This window comes from Dyadobacter sp. NIV53, assembly GCF_019711195.1.
Taxonomy (GTDB): Bacteria; Bacteroidota; Bacteroidia; order Cytophagales; family Spirosomataceae; genus Dyadobacter.
On the sequence record NZ_CP081299.1, the window covers coordinates 2,704,681 to 2,723,476 of the forward strand.

General features: G+C 40.3%; 16 protein-coding genes. 11 read left to right on the top strand and 5 right to left on the bottom strand.

All coding sequences use genetic code 11. The features are described from left to right. Positions 1-6 precede the first annotated feature (6 nt). Positions 7-699, top strand: a complete 693-nt coding sequence (locus tag KZC02_RS10865; protein ID WP_229254172.1) for a porin family protein — start codon at positions 7-9, stop codon at positions 697-699. Between the two features lie 145 nt (positions 700-844). Here KZC02_RS10865 and KZC02_RS10870 read toward each other — a convergent pair whose 3' ends face one another. Then, the gene (locus KZC02_RS10870; protein WP_229254173.1) at positions 845-1,243 is read right to left on the bottom strand and encodes a LytTR family DNA-binding domain-containing protein; all 399 of its coding nucleotides are present in this window, start codon (positions 1,241-1,243) and stop codon (positions 845-847) included. A 381-nt stretch (positions 1,244-1,624) separates the two neighbouring features. On the opposite strand from KZC02_RS10870, the gene pheS reads away from it, so the two are divergent. Then, positions 1,625-2,665, top strand: a complete 1,041-nt coding sequence (gene pheS, locus KZC02_RS10875) for a phenylalanine--tRNA ligase subunit alpha (protein WP_221394128.1) — start codon at positions 1,625-1,627, stop codon at positions 2,663-2,665. 134 nt (positions 2,666-2,799) lie between these two features. Here the strand turns inward: pheS and KZC02_RS31710 are convergent, their stop codons facing one another. The 3 genes from KZC02_RS31710 to KZC02_RS10885 all read right to left on the bottom strand — a co-directional run bounded on the left by KZC02_RS31710 (position 2,800) and on the right by KZC02_RS10885 (position 5,087). Further along, the gene (locus KZC02_RS31710; RefSeq protein ID WP_229254174.1) at positions 2,800-3,111 is read right to left on the bottom strand and encodes a hypothetical protein; all 312 of its coding nucleotides are present in this window, start codon (positions 3,109-3,111) and stop codon (positions 2,800-2,802) included. Then, the gene (locus KZC02_RS31715) at positions 3,108-3,530 is read right to left on the bottom strand and encodes a hypothetical protein (RefSeq protein WP_229254175.1); all 423 of its coding nucleotides are present in this window, start codon (positions 3,528-3,530) and stop codon (positions 3,108-3,110) included. Before KZC02_RS31715 ends, KZC02_RS31710 begins: the two co-directional genes overlap by 4 nt. Positions 3,531-3,656: 126 nt before the next feature. Beyond that, a complete protein-coding gene (locus KZC02_RS10885; RefSeq protein ID WP_221394129.1) occupies positions 3,657-5,087 on the bottom strand; it encodes a circularly permuted type 2 ATP-grasp protein in 1,431 nt (476 codons plus the stop codon). A gap of 340 nt (positions 5,088-5,427) precedes the next feature. Here KZC02_RS10885 and KZC02_RS10890 point away from each other — a divergent pair, with 340 nt between their 5' ends. The 4 genes from KZC02_RS10890 (at position 5,428) to KZC02_RS10905 (ending at position 11,050) form a co-directional block, all read left to right on the top strand. Next, the gene (locus tag KZC02_RS10890; protein WP_221394130.1) at positions 5,428-6,975 is read left to right on the top strand and encodes a DUF5723 family protein; all 1,548 of its coding nucleotides are present in this window, start codon (positions 5,428-5,430) and stop codon (positions 6,973-6,975) included. 78 nt (positions 6,976-7,053) lie between these two features. After that, a complete protein-coding gene (gene msrB, locus KZC02_RS10895; protein WP_221394131.1) occupies positions 7,054-7,449 on the top strand; it encodes a peptide-methionine (R)-S-oxide reductase MsrB in 396 nt (131 codons plus the stop codon). 81 nt (positions 7,450-7,530) lie between these two features. Then, positions 7,531-10,089 (top strand): penicillin-binding protein 1A, encoded by a 2,559-nt coding sequence (locus KZC02_RS10900; RefSeq protein WP_221394132.1) that lies wholly within the window; start codon positions 7,531-7,533, stop codon positions 10,087-10,089. A 190-nt stretch (positions 10,090-10,279) separates the two neighbouring features. Further along, positions 10,280-11,050 carry a TSUP family transporter gene (locus tag KZC02_RS10905; RefSeq protein ID WP_221394133.1) on the top strand — a complete coding sequence of 257 codons (771 nt, stop codon included), beginning with the start codon at positions 10,280-10,282 and terminating at the stop codon, positions 11,048-11,050. A gap of 258 nt (positions 11,051-11,308) precedes the next feature. On the opposite strand, the gene KZC02_RS10910 is transcribed toward KZC02_RS10905, so the two are convergent. Next, on the bottom strand, positions 11,309-13,078 hold the full coding sequence (locus tag KZC02_RS10910; protein ID WP_221394134.1) for an ABC transporter ATP-binding protein: 1,770 nt from the start codon (positions 13,076-13,078) through the stop codon (positions 11,309-11,311). A gap of 233 nt (positions 13,079-13,311) precedes the next feature. On the opposite strand from KZC02_RS10910, the gene KZC02_RS10915 reads away from it, so the two are divergent. The 5 genes from KZC02_RS10915 (at position 13,312) to KZC02_RS10935 (ending at position 18,654) form a co-directional block, all read left to right on the top strand. Then, positions 13,312-13,866, top strand: a complete 555-nt coding sequence (locus KZC02_RS10915) for a DUF4126 domain-containing protein (protein WP_221394135.1) — start codon at positions 13,312-13,314, stop codon at positions 13,864-13,866. A 13-nt stretch (positions 13,867-13,879) separates the two neighbouring features. Then, positions 13,880-14,791, top strand: coding sequence for an AraC family transcriptional regulator (locus KZC02_RS10920; RefSeq protein WP_221394136.1), 912 nt, complete (start codon positions 13,880-13,882; stop codon positions 14,789-14,791). Between the two features lie 92 nt (positions 14,792-14,883). After that, complete coding sequence (locus tag KZC02_RS10925) at positions 14,884-16,260, top strand: glycoside hydrolase family 88 protein (RefSeq protein ID WP_221394137.1); 1,377 nt, start codon at positions 14,884-14,886, stop codon at positions 16,258-16,260. Between the two features lie 209 nt (positions 16,261-16,469). Further along, positions 16,470-17,168: a sugar phosphate isomerase/epimerase gene (locus KZC02_RS10930; protein ID WP_229254177.1), complete on the top strand. Its 699-nt coding sequence runs from the start codon at positions 16,470-16,472 to the stop codon at positions 17,166-17,168. 340 nt (positions 17,169-17,508) lie between these two features. Beyond that, positions 17,509-18,654, top strand: a complete 1,146-nt coding sequence (locus KZC02_RS10935) for a Gfo/Idh/MocA family protein (RefSeq protein WP_221394138.1) — start codon at positions 17,509-17,511, stop codon at positions 18,652-18,654. Positions 18,655-18,796: the final 142 nt, after the last annotated feature.

Consider the following 18,796-nt stretch of genomic DNA (forward strand, 5'->3'; position numbering starts at 1 on the left):
ATTAGCATGTATCTGTTTGCTGTGCCTTCTGGGCATAACTTCTGCACAGGCACAAAAAAAGGTTTTGCATTTGGTATTAAAGGAGGTGTAAATCTATCCCGGCTGACGATGGGAGACGTTTTTACAACGCGTTATGATGACAATGGAAATCCTTATCTGGGTTATGATGGCAAGGCAGTGCGCGATAATATCAAACAAAGTTTTAATACCAGAACAGGAGCAGTGGGAGGAATTTATGCAAGATTCGGCCGTACTTTATTTATCCAGCCCGAAGTATTGGTTTCTACAAAAGGAGGTTCATTTGATATAATCCAGACAGATCGCGAAACACCGGTTACAAAAACGATCAATATTAAGTACAGCAATATTGATGTTCCATTGCTGATCGGTTTAAAAGGCGGCCCGATCCGGATTCTTGCCGGACCTGTTGCTTCATTCAGGATTGGTGATAATCAGAATCTCAGGGATGCGTTCAGGCAATATTCTTCTGACTTAAACAATGCCTTGTCGCAGGCTACATTTGGTTATCAGCTCGGTGCAGGCCTTGATCTTGGAAATTTTAGTTTGGATGTAAGAAAAGAAGGTTCATTTACCAATCTTGCTTCGTTCGAATTGAATAGCCAGCCAATCGACGCAAGCGCCTCTGTTAAACAAAAAGTTACTTCATGGCAAGTTACCCTGGGTATTAAGTTATTCTGATCAATAATAAGTGCATAGTTTAAATTTCAGGAGTTTAAACTAATGATTTAAATATTGCTTATAAAAAACAAACAAGCAGCCTTCGATCTGAGCGATGGCTGCTGTTTTAATAAATAACCCACTAATTTAATTCACTACAAATATTTTAAGCACTGATCCTTAGGTTTGTATGATCCAGGATTTCAGTGATCTCTTTAATTTTTCTTCTGGAAACAACTACCTCTTTTCCACATGACATGCGCAGCATACGATCGTCTTCCATGCGCTCTACAACGTAATCTGCATTGACGACATATGATTTGTGTACCCTTATAAAATTTTGATTCAAGTGTCCGGAAAGTGACTTTAATGTTTTGGATACAAGATATTTTTTTCCGGTATTGGTATAAATGAAAGTGTAATTTCCTTCACCTTCCATAAAGGTGATTGCATCGGGAGACAAAAAAATAGTTCTACCCATGGATTGAACTGAAATGAATGCTGTGCTGTTGCTGAATGATGTATCCGGCAGATTTTGAAGAGGAAAAGATGCAAAAGTTTTCATGTCAATACTGATTACGTTGATCTAAATATCTAATCAAATTTAGCACTTTGCAACGCACTCAAAAAATACGTAAAATTACGCGTATTTTAATAACTAACTGATAATCAGTTTATTATTTTTAATTAAAAAATAAAATGACGTAACTGAACTTACTAAAACACGTAGTTTTACTTAGTTACTTAATTGCTAAAAACAGGCACTTTACTTCCGGAAATGAATGACATTACAAAAAGAACACCTTTGACAATGTCAACATTATTTATATTTGCATGAGTTTTTAGGCACTTCATTCAACTTTAAAAGAAGAAATAAGAAAATTTATCAGTAACGATCAGTTGTTTTACCATCAGCAACTGTTTCTTCCCATAAACATTTAGTAATATGATTACCGATCGGGTACAGGATTTAATTTCAGAAATTGAACAGACTGAGGTTCAGAATAAAGAACAGCTTGAAGCATTCCGGATGCGTTACATTAGTAAAAAAGGTGTTGTAACAGAATTATTTGAAGGGCTTAAAAACATTCCTCAGGACGATCGCCGTGCAGTTGGACAGGAATTAAATACGTTAAAAAATTTAGCCCAGAATCGTTTTCAGGAATTTACAACAACCATCGAAACTGCATCTGACTCAAATCCTGAATCACTCATAGATCTGACACTGCCTGTTGCTCCGAATTTACAGGGAAGTTTGCACCCGCTTACTATTGTTCGCCGCCGCATCATCGAAATTTTTGAACGAATGGGTTTCAATGTTTCTTATGGCCCCGAAATAGAAACTGACTGGTATAATTTCAGTGCACTCAACTTCGCGGATAATCATCCGGCACGCGAAATGCAGGATACTTTTTTCATTTCAAAAAGTAAAGGGGAAGTTAAAGACGATGTGCTTCTTCGTACACATACTTCCAATGTACAGGTAAGGCTGATGGAGAGGCAAAAACCGCCAATCCGTTCAATCATGCCCGGACGTGTTTTCAGAAATGAAGCGATTTCAGCACGTGCGCATTGTGTTTTCCACCAGGTAGAAGGCTTATATATTGATAAAAATGTGAGTTTCAAGGACTTGAAAGATACGCTTTATCACTTCGCAAAAGAGATGTTTGGCAAGGATTCTAAAATTCGTCTGCGTCCTTCTTACTTCCCATTTACAGAACCCAGTGCAGAAATTGATGTTACCTGTCTGATTTGTAAAGGAAAAGGGTGTAATGTTTGTAAACATACCGGCTGGGTAGAAATCGCAGGTGCAGGAATGGTTGATCCTAATGTACTTACTAATTGCGGAATTGACAGCGAAGAATATACAGGATTTGCTTTTGGAATGGGGATTGAACGCATAACCATGCTTCGTTATGAAATTAACGATTTACGCCTTTTCACTGAAAATGATGTCAGGTTTTTAAGGCAATTTGAGGGAGCGTGATCAAAAAAAGGTCAAAAGTAAAAAGGTCAACGGTCAAAGGTGATCAATATCCAATTCACAATGTTCAATTATCATTAGGTGCAATCCTTGAAAATTGAATACTGTGAGTTGAATTTTGATCATTTTTATTTCTGTTAAAACCTGGTTTCCAGGTAATGAGGTAACATCATTTTCCATACCCACCAGTCGTGCGGCATGTCTGCTCCCCAAATATCAAGCTCGTTATGAACATTCTTCGCGTTCAGTATGGAAGAAATATGCCTTGAACAATCAGGCATTTCAAAGGCACCTGAACCAGTCACAAAATGGATATGCCGGCTTTCTCTGTACATAGCCAGATGCCACTCTGCTTTTAACTGGGGCAGATAGTGAACCGGCGAATTAAAATAAACATTATCATCATAATAACCATCAGTATACGCACTCAGGTCGTAACATCCGCTCATTGCAATAATTCCATTGATATAATCCGGATGTTTAAAAAAAGATTTGCCGCGTGTAAAGCGCCAAATGAAGCACCTCCAGCTATAATTTCATTGGTTTGGCTGCTTGTGTCTTTTATGAACGGAATCACCTCTTTGATCACATAATCATTAAAACTTTGATGCCTTACAGCTTTATCGTAACCATGCATATAAGGATTAAGCCAGCTCTCGGAATTAATACTATTGATACAATAAACTTTTACTTTCCCCGAATCGATATAAGGACGAATACTTTCTATTAGTCCGTTTTGTTCATACTCCAGATAATCAGATGCGGCAGTAGGGATTAATAATAATGCGAACCCATAATGACCATATACAGCCACTTCCATATGTTTATTCAGGGAAGGACTGTACCATCCTGTTACTTCTCGCTGCATGGCTCTAATTTTAAATTGCTATAAATAAACTACCGATAAACAGTTGCGGGCAAGTTGTTGAATTATCAGCTTCAATAATTAAACTGATGCTATCAATAAAACGTGCCAGCAACTGTTAACAATAACTCAATATAACACCCAGGTATCTTTTCCGCCTCCGCCTTGCGAAGAATTTACAACCAAAGAACCTTTTCTCAAAGCAACACGCGTAAGACCACCTGGTATTACGCTGATATCATCTCCGTATAAAATATATGGGCGCAAATCGACATGCCTTCCTTCTGCGTGCCCATCCACCATACAAGGTACCCGAGAAAGTGAAATAGTGGGCTGGGCAATATAATTACGCGGATTGTCTCTTATTTTTTGTCTGAATAACTCATGTTCTTCCGCATCCGCTTTCGGGCCGATAAGCATACCGTATCCCCCGGCTTCATTGGCTTCTTTCACAACCAGTTTCTCAATATTTTCCATTACATAGTCAAAGTCCTCTTTTTCACCGCAAATGTATGTTTTCACATTAGGGATGATCGCTTTTTCCTTTAGGTAATACTCAATAATACGGGGAACATAAGCGTATACAACTTTATCATCGGCAACACCGGTTCCTGGTGCATTTGCCAATGCAACACGTCCTTTCTTATACACTTCAAAAATACCCGGGATACCAATCAGTGAATCCAGATTAAATGCTTCCGGATCAAGGAAAGTATCATCAATACGACGATAGATCACATCAACAATCTGTAAACCACTGGTTGTACGCATTTTAACGTAGCCGTCGGAAACAACCAAGTCGCGTGCGTCCACAAGTTCCACACCCATTTGCTGGGCAAGATAGGAATGCTCAAAATAAGCTGAATTGTAAATACCAGGAGTCAAGACCGCAATTGTCGGGTTAGGACGATCCGCCAGATGCTGCAGCATTTGCAGCAGGCGTGTAGGATAATCTGAAACAGGCCTTACTCCTGTTCTTGCCAGAACATCAGGAAAAATCTGCTTGGAAAGTTCTCTGTTTTCCAGCATGTAAGAAACACCGGACGGACAACGCAAATTATCTTCCAGCACCATAAATGTCCCATCGTCACCTTTTATCAGGTCGGTTCCGGTTATGTGGCACCAGATACCTTTTGGTGGTTTTAATCCTATACATGGTTTCAGAAAACACTTGCTCGATTCTATCAGTTCTCTTGGTACCACACCGTCATTCAATATATGCTGCTCATTATAAACATCGTTAATGAACATATTTAAAGCCTTGATCCGCTGTTTTAACCCTTTTTCAAGCCATTCCCATTCTGCATTGGGAAGTACACGCGGGATAATGTCAATAGGCATAATACGCTCAGTTCCTTCACCTTCCGAATATACATTGAACGTAATACCCATAGAAAGCAAAGCACGTTCGGTAGCAAGCTGACGATTTGTAAGATCCTCATTAGTGAGGTTTTCAAATTTAGTTTTTAGATGCTCATAGCCGGAACGGATATCTCCGTCAGGGCTAAACATCTCATCGAAGAAATTTTCGGTTTGATAGTCGGAGAATGAGAAATTCATACAATACAAAATTTGAATAAGTACATTACAATTATTTACAGAACAATATATGGTCATTGTTTGAATTTACAAAACATATGACAATTATATATCATCAGACAGCTGCGTAACTTCTTCTAAAATAGCACTTATTATCTTTTATTGACACTTTGAAGCAAAATCTCTTTTAAGTCGATTTCCGCAACCTGTCTTTACTACCAAATTTCCTACTAAAACCATTCCTTTACGTATAATGTAAAATTAATTTAAGTTAATGAAACATTCGTTGCAAGTACGTTCGTTAGGTTCTTTCTTTGTACCCTCATATTGAAAATATCCTGTTTATCGTTTTACCCACACTATGTATAAAAGTTTACCCTTGGTAGTAGTGATTTTTTTTAGCTTTTGTTACAAAAGCTGGTCACAACATCTGCCAGGTGCTGCAATGGGCAATTATTCCGGCATCAACGCATTATATCACAATCCGGCATTTGTATCTGACAATCGTTACAGCGTTCAGGTCAATCTGGCTGGCGCACAATTTTACACGGGCAATAACCATGTCAAATACGATGCGCCATTTTCTTTTTTGAGTCTGCTTACCAATTCAGTACCAAATGAATATAGAAGTGAAAGAGGAGCCGTTGAGTTTCCACGCACCTACCTGGACGAAAAGCTGAATGGAAATAAAAAATATCTGAATGTTGGTGGAGATATTCGTCTGCCTTCCATTATGTTTCAGCTTTTTGATGGTAAAGCAGGCCTGGGGATTTCCACAAGAGCCCGATTTATGCTAAATGCGTCCGGAATTACTGAGCCGCTCGCCAGGCTGTTGAGTAAAACAACAAGGCTGGACGATTTGCAAGGGCCGGTTTTTGAAAACCAGTCAGGGCAGTTGCATCTTAATGGATTTGGTGAAGTTGCATTCACGCTCGGAGGCGTAGTGCTCGACAATGAAATTGATTTCCTGAAAATAGGTGTTACCGTTAAACGGCTTATTGGCCTGTATAACGCCCATGCTATTGTAGAAAATTCCTCCTATAACATTTTGCCGGACCCGACCTGGGACGACAAGCGCCAGTATATCAATATCAATCAGATCAATGTCAAATATGGCCTAACAAGAGATGAAGGATTTAAAAACATAAGGCCAACGCCAGCCTGGTTATTAGGCGGCGCTGCTCCCGGAAGTGGCTGGGGTTTCGATCTGGGTGCAGTATATGAATTCAGGCCGGATGTTAACAAGTTCACTTATACCGAAAAAGGCGAGCGCAAAAGAGATGCTTCAAAAAACAAATACCTTTATCGTGTTGCTGTATCCCTGACCGATATTGGAAGAATTCATTTCAAAAATCCGGCTTATGTATTACAGCAGGAAGTACACACTCAGAACAAAACTTTACTTTACGATTCATTTCAAAAACTGGAAGGTTCGGAAGGAGCATTTACTGCGATTAACAATTCATTGGGTGTAAGCGGTTCTCTTGCTCCGGATTTTCACTCAGTACTGCCGATGTCTTTTCAGGCGAGTGTGGATTATCATATAAAGCCAAATGTATATGTGTCAGGTTTATGGGTACAAAACCTCGTTCCCCAAAGTGCTTTTGGAATGAAGGCAGAATCAGTCGTTGCAGTAACGCCCCGGTATGAACACAAATGGTATGAAATTTCTGTTCCGCTTACGCTCATGAACCGTTACCGGTCACCGGCTATCGGGCTGGCTGGAAGAGCAGGGCCGCTATGGATAGGTACCGATCATTTAACCGGACTTTTAAATATTGGTAAACCGAAAGCGTTTAATATATATTTTGGCATATCAGCAGGTTTGTTCCGAAAGCCGCCTGAAATGCAAAATAAGTGCTGGCCTCGCGAAAATTCATGGTTGAGACGTATTTTCAGCAAACGATAAATGTCTGCAGTATGTTATCCTGGTTGGCAGCACACTTTTTTTACAGAAACTGAAAGTTTAAATTATAATCAGGAAAAAATGAGAGAAATAGAAAAAACCAAAGAAGAATGGCAGGCTGAACTAACCGGACAGCAATGTTTTGTTCTTTTTGAAAAAGGCACCGAACGTCCGTTTTCGCATCCCTTTAATGATAATAAAGAAGAAGGCACTTATGTATGTGCTGCTTGCGGGACACCTTTATTTACATCTGAAACCAAATATGAGTCCGGATCAGGATGGCCAAGTTTTTTCCAGCCTATTTCTTCTGAAAACGTAGAAGAAATAACGGATAAAAGTCACGGTATGGTTCGTACAGAAGTAGTGTGCCGCAAATGCGGAGGGCATCTGGGCCATGTTTTTAATGATGGACCCAAGCCAACAGGACTAAGGTATTGCATGAATGGTGTTGCTCTTAAATTTAACAAAGCAGAATAGAATATTTTTTAGTAAAAGCCGGACTTAGCCATAAATGTCCGGCTTTTCTTATCTTTGGACACTTACGAACCTTAACGTTTGATGGAAGTTATCAGATCGTTTTTTAATAAAATCAGAACTTTGTTGCAATCTGTTGTAAGACAGGCCTCAACATTCATTAATAGCATAGTATATCGTTTTTTCTGCCTGGTCGCTGGAAAAGACCGTACTGATGCGTTTCTTTATACTGTCCGTAAAAATAGAAAATCATTCAGGGAATGGCGGGATAGCAAACTGGACAAAAACTCGGCTTATTATAAACCGGTTTCCATTGCATGGAAAACCTTATTATACGGTTTTCTGGGTTTTGCTTTCTATATTTTTTGTATAGAAACCAATTTTCTTTACCTCATGGGAAGCATGCCCAGTGTAGAAGACCTGCAAAATCCAAAAGTTTCGCAATCTTCCGAAATTTATACTGCAGACGGCGTTATGATCGGGAAATTTTATACCGAAAACAGAACACCTGTTACTGCAAAAATGATTTCCCCGAATCTGGTTAAAGCTTTAATAGCCACGGAAGACATCCGGTTTTATACTCATTCAGGAATTGATTATAAAGCCATGGCAAGTGTGGCGCTAAACATAGTTTCAGGCACTACGGATCGTGGAGGTGGCAGTACAATTACACAGCAATTAGCTAAAAAACTTTTCAAAACACGGAAAAGTGATGCCAGGGGTTTACTTGGTCCTGTTCCGGGATTAGGGACACTTATTTATAAAACCAAAGAATGGCTGACGGCGATCAAACTGGAAAGGAATTTCACCAAAGAAGAGATCCTGACCATGTATTTCAACACAGTAGATTATGGCAACAATGCTTATGGGATAAATACAGCTGCAAAATCTTATTTCAGCAAATCCCCTGATAGCCTGAACATACAGGAATCCGCTGTGCTCGTCGGGTTGCAAAAAGCTACAACTACATACAATCCGATACGCAATCCAAAACGCTCACTGGAACGTCGTAATGTTGTAATTTCCCAGATGCAGAAATACGGTTACCTCACTGTAAAGCAGGCCGATTCTATCAGCGCATTACCAACGATTTTAAATACAAAATTTGAAACGCCTTATGACGGCAATGCCAATTACTTTAAAAATGCAGTAGTTGATTTTGTAAAAAAATGGGGTGAAGAAAACGGTTACGATCTGTATACCGATGGTTTGAAAATCTACACGACCATTGATTCCCGGATGCAGGAAGATGCAGAAGAAGCAATGACCCAGAAAATGAAACAATTACAGCGCGTTTTTGAAGATCACTGGGGTAAACAAAATCCATGGGTTGATGAAAACGGTAAAGAAATCCCTGATTTTCTTGCCAACGTTGTTAAAAGAACAAGCAGGTATAAAAATCTGGCAGCCAAATTCCCAAACAGTCCGGACAGTGTACTTTTTTATCTCAATAAAAAAGATACGATGACAGTTTATGACTGGAAAAACAGCGGGGAAATGAAAAAATACTGGAGTTCGATGGATTCTCTGGATTATTATAAAAGAGTATTGCGTGCCGGAATGATGGCGATGGACCCGCACAATGGCCAGATTAAAGCCTGGGTAGGTGGACTGGATTATAATTATTTCAAATATGATGCTGTAAAACAAGGTAAAAGACAACCTGGATCCACATTTAAGCCATTTGTTTATACCACTGCCATTGATGATTCCAGCTTCAATATGTCACCTTGCAGCCAGATTGAGGACAAACCTTTCTCAAAAAAATATGTAGAAAAAGGCGAAGAAAAAGAATGGAAACCAAGAAATGCAACGGGTTACTGGACTTACTCCAACATGACTTTACGCCGGGCCCTGGCGCAATCTGTCAACTCTGTTACAGCACAGCTAACTGACGAGGTGGGGCCGGCCAATGTAGTTCGTTATGCTAAGAAAATGGGAATAACAACACCATTGGAAGCACTGCCATCAATTGGCCTCGGACCGTTTGACGTATCACTTTATGACATGGTTGCTGCTTACAGCGTTTTTGTGAATAATGGTACTTATACCAAACCTATACTGGTTACAAAAATTGAAGACAGTAATGGTAAAATCATTGAAGAATTTCAGCCGGAACACCATGAAGCGATTAGCCCGGAATCAGCATTTCTGATGGTACATATGCTTAAAGGTGGTGTAGAAGAACCGGGTGGAACTTCGGGAAGTATCAAATGGCGGTTTGATGTAGCTAAAAATAACAATGAAATAGGCGGTAAAACGGGTACAACTTCTAACAACTCAGATGGCTGGTTTATGTGTATTACGCGCGATCTGGTGATTGGTGCCTGGGTTGGAGGAGATGACAGAAGTATTCACTTCCGAACGACTAACCTTGGGGAAGGTGCTAAAACGGCATTGCCCATCGTAGGCAGTTTTCTCGAAAAGATTTATAAGGATAAATCTATTGGTATAGAACCCGGTCCATTTCCTAAGCCCAGCTTTAAGATTAACAAGGAATATCAATGCGTTACTTATTATGCACCATCTGATGACGATTCTCTGGAAATAGAAGGTGATAGTACACCGGTTAAAAGAAATGAAGATGACGACTTTCTGATAGGCCCGCCGCCAATTCCGATAGATACGGGAAGAAGGAACTAGTTTTGAAGTTCAAAGTTTAGACAGGCCGCCACTTTAATGTAGCACTGGTTCAGCATAATATTCGAATCTTTTAAAATCAAAGGCGTTATTTCGAGTGAAATTATTTTTATATAAAATCAGAGGCGTGGAGATTTGTTTCTTCTACCTCTGATTTTTTATTTGTGTTTTATAAAAGGCAGAAATTGATTAAATGACCCAGGAATTAATATTACTTTGTTTTGTTTCTTTTTTTGCCGGTTTTGTTGATGCTATTGTAGGAGGAGGCGGTTTGATCCAGACACCTGCCATGTTGATTATATTGCCGCAATATCCCATTGCAACGCTGTTGGCAACCACCAAAATCCCTTCATTCAGCGGTACTGCATTTGCCGCTTTTAAATATTCAAGGAAGATAAAAATTGACTGGAAACTCCTGGTTCCTGTCATTTTCACCGCATTCTGTGGAGCTACACTTGGAGCTTACTGTATCACACTAATCGGCAGTGATGGGATCAAACCCGTCATTCTGGTATTTCTAATAGGCATTGCGATTTACACCTATTCTCAAAAGAATTTTGGATTACATCAGGAGAAGGATCTTTCTTTTGCCAGGCAATTAATTATTGGTCTCACTTTTGGCTTTTTGATTGGTTTTTACGATGGCCTTATCGGTCCGGGAACTGGTACTTTTCTGGTACTGGCTTTTGTATCGTTACTCGGAAATGACTTTATCAGATCGAGCGCCAATGCAAAATATGTGAATGTCGGGACTAATATTGCAGCCATTATTTATTTTGCCAAAACAGGGCATATCCTTTATGAATATGCAATTCCAATGGCAGTATTCAATTTATGCGGTTCGTTTCTGGGCATTAAACTGGCATTACTGAAAGGCAATAAATTTATCCGCATTTTTTTCCTGGTTATTGTCTCAGCGACGATTCTTAGGTTTGGGTGGGATATTTTTATGAGGAAGGTTTAATTTTTTGGCTGGTTTTTTATTAAAGTACCGGAAGTAAATAAATGTCAGAAGCAAGACCAGCGTAACAGATATAATGAGGTAAATCAAAGGCACATTTTCCTTTCCATACCGTGGTGTCCGGTATTCCTGGTAAGACATTACCGCCATAAAAATCGCAGTAATGATAATGCCTATATTATATTTTAAGAATTTCATTGCATTGGTTTTTAAGAGGCAATTTTTATTTAAGAAAGGCAAAAAACTTAATCTGAATAAATTCTATCCAATCTTTAAAACCTCCTTATACTGCATTCTGTATAAGTTCGCATAGAAACCTTCTTTTTCCAGCAACTGTTCATGGTTTCCTTCTTCCATGATCAACCCTTTGTCTACTACGATGATCTTATCGGCTTCCTGAATCGTTGAAAGCCTGTGTGCAATAACAATGGCAGTACGGCCTTTCATTAGTATTTCAATTGCTTTTTGTATCAGTTCTTCCGTTTCACTGTCAACCGAAGAAGTCGCTTCGTCCAGTACAATAATCTTGGGTTCGTGAACCATTGCTCTTACAAAAGATATCAACTGGCGTTGTCCGACAGATAATGTAGAACCCCGTTCCATGACATTGTAAGTGTAACCACCAGGTAATCTTTCAATGAAATCATGTACACCAACCAATCTGGCGGCTTCTACGATTTTTTCATGGGTAATAGAAAAATCACCCAAACGGATATTATTTTCTATCGTGTCAGAAAACAGGAAAACATCCTGTAAAACCACACCCACATGCCTGCGCAATGCATTTAATTCATAATCATGCACTTCAATATCATCTACGTAAATGTTGCCTTTATTAATATCGTAAAAGCGCGTCAGTAAATTGATAATTGAAGATTTCCCTGCTCCTGTTGCACCTACAAATGCTATGGTTTTTCCTTCATCAACCGTAAAATTGATATCTTTCAGCACATATTCTTCCTCATTATAAGCAAACCAAACATTTTTGAATTCAACTTTTCCCCGGATCGTTGCCGGAGCAAAAGTCCCTTCATTGGAAGTATATTCGTCGCTGTCCAGCAATTTTAAAATCCTGTCTGTACTTACAATTCCCATTTGTAACGTATTAAAACGGTCGGCAAGCTGACGGATCGGGCGAAAAAACAAGTTGATAAACATTACAAAAGCGGTGACTGTACCAAATGTAACTTCAGATTGTAATATCTGCCTGGAACCATACCATACCACCAAACCGGTTCCGGCAGCTGCGATTACATCAGCAACAGGATAATAAATAGAATAGTATAAAATCGACCTGATGTTGGCGTCGCGGTGCACTTTGTTAATATCCTGAAATTTCTTGTATTCAATATTTTCACTGCTGAAAATCTGTACAATGCTCATTCCTGTGATATGTTCCTGTACAAAAGAATTCAGATTAGAGACCGCCGCACGCACTTCATTGAATGAGTCCTTAATTTTTTCTTTGAACACATAAGTACAAATGAGCATAATGGGAATCGTCGACAAGCTAATTACAGACAGACGCCAATCGGTATAAAACATAACGCCGATGATTAACACCAATTGCAGAATATCCCCGGCAATAGCAGCCATTCCGTCACTAAATACATTGGACAGTGTTTCTACATCAGAAATAGTGCGTGTTACCAGACGGCCAATGGGAGTCTGATCAAAAAATTTAAGACGAAGTCCGATGATTTTCTGATAAAGCTGTACCCGAATATCCCTGATAATATATTGCCCTAACCAGCCTGACATATATGTATTCCAGAACTGGGCTAATCCCTGAATGATCGTAACAATGATCATCACGACCAGCATGAGAGTCAGCTGTGAATAATCTCCGTTGGCAACAGGTTTATCAAGTGTATATTTAATTAAAAGTGGAGTCAGGGGTGCCAGCAATGCGTTCAGCATTATAATGGCGATCAGCAAATAAAACTGCTTCTGATACGGACGAACGAACGCATATAAACGCCGTAAAGTGGGAAGATCAAATATTTGGCCGCTTTTAGTTTCCTGATTCACTGATTATCTTTATAATTTAACTTTAATATCTCAAACATCTCATAACGAACAACAGAAAAGCAAAATTAGTCACCAGCAGAATAAAAAATTGTATAGATAGCGCGAACGTTTCCGTTCGTGATTATTATTTTTGGGCCTCCGGCTTGATTTTATTAAATAATTTATATCATTAAGGCCGGAGGCCTATAAATAGTGATCACGAAGGGGGACGTTCGCGCTATCTAAAAAAACCTATGGAATTGTTTCTCAGTTTGTGTCTCGGATTAGGACTTAGTGCCAGTTGTGGTTTCAGGGTATTCTTACCTATGCTGGCAGCAAATATTGCCGCTATGAACGGATGGATCACTCCGGGAGAAAATTTTGAATGGCTGGCAACATGGCCAGCATTTTTTGCTTTATTGATGGCTACAATTGCCGAAATAGGCGGGTACTATTTGCCTTTCATTGATAATTTACTTGATACCATAGCCACACCAGCCGCGGTAGTTGCAGGCACATTACTGACAACTTCCTTTATACAGATCGACAGTCCGGTTTTACACTGGGGACTTGGGTTAATTGTGGGCGGCGGAACGGCAGGTCTGGTACAGGCCGGCACTGGTTTTTTACGGTTGCTTTCCTCCAAAACAACTGCCGGTATAGGAAATCCTGTGGTTTCTACTGCTGAAAATGTTGCTTCATTCAGCCTTTCCGGATTAGCTATTTTTTTGCCCGTTATTGCTTTGGTGCTGGTAGTTTTAATGGTTTTATGGCTTTTGAAAAAGTTAATACGTTTGAGAAAGTCATAACCCAGTACAGTTCATGTCCGATTCCATACCCGTTCATTCCTTGCCAAGATCACCGGGTAAAGTTCCTGCACTGAAAATTTACAAGTTCAAAAACAGTACTGAAAATGGAACCGAATTACCTGATTCATTGCCAATTACGCCGCTCCCTACTGATACACCGCACCGGCATACTTATTATGAAATCCTGTTTATAGAAAAAGGCCAGGGTTTTCATGAAATTGACTTTCATTCTTATCCCGTACAGGCTTCCGCACTGCATTTTCTTACACCGGGCCAGGTTCATTTACTTCATTTTTCTACATCCTGCCAAGGTTTTATTGTGGCTTTTTCGGAGGATTTCTACACATTTTATAATCCGGAAAACGCAGGACTTTCCCAGCTTTCCTTTTTTCAGCCGGGCCGTCGTCAACCAGTTATTGCACTTACAGATCCCGAAAGGCATTATTTCCATAACATCATGGAAAACATGGTTTCTGATCATTTGCAGGCTGAAACAGATCAGGCACTGATTGGTAAATATTTAGGTTTACTCATACAAAAATGCGGATTGTTGGCTCAAAAAGAATCGCATCATTTTGAAACTAATTCACCACCACCAGACCTGCTGGGCCGTTTTCAGGAAATGGTTGAAAAAAATTTCAGGCAAATGCACGAGGTACAGCAATATGCAACTATGCTTTCTGTGTCGCCGGATTATTTAAGCAAAATCGTTAAAAAATATCTGGGTACGCCTGCACAGGAATATATTCTGGACAAACTTTTACTGGAAGCAAAACGGCTGCTTGTATTTACACACCTCAGCAGCAAAGAAGTTGCCTATCATATCAATATGGAGGATCCGTCCTATTTTGGAAGGATTTTCAAGAAAAAAACCGGACTGACTCCAAACGAATACCGCGACCATGTACGGAAAAGTGCCATTTAATAGCAAAAATGTACCTTGCTGGTAATTAGTACTAATAATATCTCTGTATTGTCCTAAAATAAAAAGGCTTAATAATACTATTGATATAATTTATGCAAATTCGCAACGATCTTACAGCGGCTTCTCTTCAACCAAAAATTGACAAATTGTGGGAGCTTTCAGCTGAAAAAATCCGGCTTATATCCACGGAATATGATAACTCAAAAGGCACTCCGGTATTTACAGTAAATGGAAAATATACCCTGCGCGGCTGGACTGAATGGACACAGGGTTTCCAGTACGGCGCCGAAGTTTTACAATATGACGTAACCGGTGATCCTGCATTTTTAGATAGTGCGAAAAAAAATACGGTTAATTCAATGGCTTCGCATGTAAGTCATTTTGGTGTTCACGACCATGGTTTTAATAATGTCAGCACGTATGGCAATTTGCTGAGGCTAATGAACGAAGGACGGATTACTGAGAACACCTGGGAAAGAAATTTCTATGAACTTGCGCTGAAAATTTCAGGCTCGGTTCAGGCAAAACGCTGGACTGATACCAGGGACGGAAAAGGCTATATACATTCTTTTAACGGCCCGCATTCCCTCTTTGTAGATACTATCCGTTCGGTGCGTGCGCTGATGGTTTCCCATTTGCTCGGTCATAGTTTAATGGGTGAAAATGATGTAAAAACCAGTTTGCTGGAAAAAGGTATTTATCATTCACTTGCTACGGCAAAATACTCTGTTTACTATGGTGAAGGCAGGGATAGTTATGATCTGTGGGGGCGTACAGCTCACGAAAGTGTGTTTAATACCAATGACGGAAATTTCCGGTGCCCGAATTCACAGCAGGGGTTTTCCGGTTTCACGACCTGGACACGCGGATTGGCCTGGGCAATGACCGGTTTTGCGGAACAATTGGAAACCCTTGTTCAATTTTCAGACGACGAACTTATTCCACTTGGCGGACGAGCTGAAATTGAAAGCATTTTTCTCAAAGCTGCCAAAGCTACCTGTGATTTTTATATTGAAAATACGGCAGCCGACGGCATTCCTTACTGGGATACCGGTGCTCCGCAACTGTACAAATTAGGTGATTACACCTCCCGTACTTCCGATCCATACAACGATTTTGAACCGATCGACAGTTCAGCTGCCGCGATTGGTGCGCAGGGATTATTGCGTTTGGGAAAATATCTGAATGATAAAAATGAAGATGGAAGCCGTTACTGGCAGGCAGGTCTAACTGCACTCGATGCCCTTTTTGCTGAACCTTATTTGTCAGCTAACCCTACACATCAGGGATTGATCCTGCATTCTATCTATCACCGTCCAAATGGCTGGGATCATATTACGGCAAGGCAAAAAATTCCAAATGGTGAATCAAGTATGTGGGGGGATTATCATGCAAGAGAGGTTGCGCTGTACCTGCACCGGATCAATAAAGGATTGCCATATTATTCTTATCTGGGAGCGGTTAGATAATTATTGATGGTTAATTGTTAATGACACTTGTATCTGAATATATCAGATTTTGCAAAGTCATGACGACAACCAGCCACTATTTCAATTTCCATAAAAATTATCAATAAAACACTTGCCAGGCCATTGAGAACATCTCATTATTATTAAGATTAAAACTTAGAAGGAAAATTAAATACACCGCCATTAACCATTAATAATTTCAATTAAGAATGAACCTCGATCGCTGCTGTATACATACTATTACAACCAAACCTTGGGGCTTGCCGGAGGCAGTGGAAAATTATGCCGCAGCTGGTGTAAAAGGTATTAGCGTTTGGCAGGGTGCGACCGAAGGAATTGGTCCGCATCGGGCAGGAGAAATCATCAGGAAAGCCGGTTTGGAAATTGTTTCTTATGTCCGTGGTGGCTTTTTTCCTCATACCAGCAGCGCAGGACGAGCTCAGGCAATTGATCATAATAAAAAATTACTTGAAGAAGCTGCCGCTCTTGGTGCTCCTATGATTGTACTGGTTTGCGGCGCGTCGCCGGATCAGTCCATGGAAAAATCGCGCGGGCAAATAAGGGAAGGAATTGAAGCTATTTTACCATTAGCAGAAAAACTGAATGTAAAACTGGCGATAGAACCTTTACATCCAATGTATGCTGCCGATCGTTCTGCCATAAATACATTATCACAAGCCAATGATATGGCAGAATCCTTCCAATCTGGCTTTGTTGGTGTGGCAGTGGATGTTTATCACCTCTGGTGGGATGCAAATCTGGAAAAAGAAATAGCCAGATGCGGCGCTCACGGAAACTTATTCGCTTACCATGTTTGCGACTGGAAAGTCAATACGATCGACCTCCTTAACGACCGTGGATTAATGGGAGAAGGTTGTATTGACCTGAAAAAATTCGTAGCTGGGTAGAAGCAACTGGCTTTAATGGCTTCTGCGAAGTGGAAATATTTTCAAATATTCATTGGGCGAAGGATCAGCATTTGTTTTTAAAAGAAATTACCACGGCATTTTTGGAAAAGGTTTAAGGTTGATTATGCTGATAAAAAATTTGGTCGGCCGCAGGCCTTTAAAAATAATCACCCGGCAAGAACCTGGCGCTATCTTAAAATACTCCATAGGAGCAACCTGTTTGTAGAATAATTGCAATACAAAGATCCAACGCGTGCCGTAGTTACGCAACATACATATTAATTGATAAAACCAGCCTCGCGGTAATGTTTCCTTTAACGGCCAGCTAACAGCTAAAAATATGACAACACATACAATTGGTATTATCATGAACGGCGTAACCGGCCGTATGGGGACAAACCAGCATTTGCTTCGCTCGATCAAGGCAATTATCGAACAGGGTGGTGTAAAAATTTCTGCTGACGAAGTAATAATGCCTGACCCTATTCTGGTGGGTCGCAACGAAAGCAAATTGCAGGCATTGTGCAAACAGTCGGGCGTTACGAAATATACGACTGACCTGGACTCTGTGTTAGCCGATCCACAGTATCAGGTTTACTTCGATGCGCAGGTTACCGGCCGGAGAGCGCCGGCTGTAAAGAAGGCAATCTTGGCAGGAAAGCATATTTACTGTGAAAAACCTACGGGAACCACTACCGAAGAAGCATTGGAACTGTATGAGCTTGCCACGGCAGCCGGGCTCAAAAATGGTGTGGTTCAGGATAAACTCTGGTTGCCGGGAATGCTAAAATTGAAACGATTAATGGAAAGTGGTTTCTTTGGAAAAATCCTTTCCGTTCGTGGCGAGTTTGGTTATTGGGTTTTTGAGGGGCATAGTGTTCCTGCACAACGTCCTTCATGGAACTACCGCAAAGAAGACGATGGGGGAATTATTGTGGATATGCTTTGTCATTGGCGATATGTCCTGGATAATCTTTTTGGAAAGGTAAAAGCAGTATCCTGCCTGGGTGCCACACATATTCCGGAACGAATCGATGAGAATGGGAAACTATACCAGTGCACCGCAGATGATGCATGTTACGCAACTTTTGAATTAGAAGACGACGTGATTGCACAGTTCAATTCTTCCTGGACGGTTCGGGTCCGGCGTGATGACCTGCTGACTTTACAGGTTGACGGCACAAAAGGTTCTGCCGTTGCCGGGTTGCGGGAATGTTATATTCAGCATTACGGCAATACACCCAAACCTGTCTGGAATCCTGATATTGCCCAACCGATCCCCTTCTTTGATGGTTGGTCAAAGGTACCTGAACAAGAGAATTTCGACAATGCATTCAAAGCTCAGTGGGAATTATTTTTAAAACATATAGTCAAAGACACCCCTTTTCCATGGGATCTCAAAGCCGGAGCACGTGGTGTGCAACTGGCAGAAAAGGGAATAGAAAGCTGGGAAAAACGTCAATGGGTAAATATTGAAGAATTGTAAGCAAGGTAATTACCGCTAAATTTTATTCGAGATAAGTTTAAAAGTAAATGCCACGAATACACTAATAGATACTAATATCCGAAAATCACAAAACTATCAGTGAAAATTCGTGCATTAGTGGCATAAAAAAGTATCCGTGGTA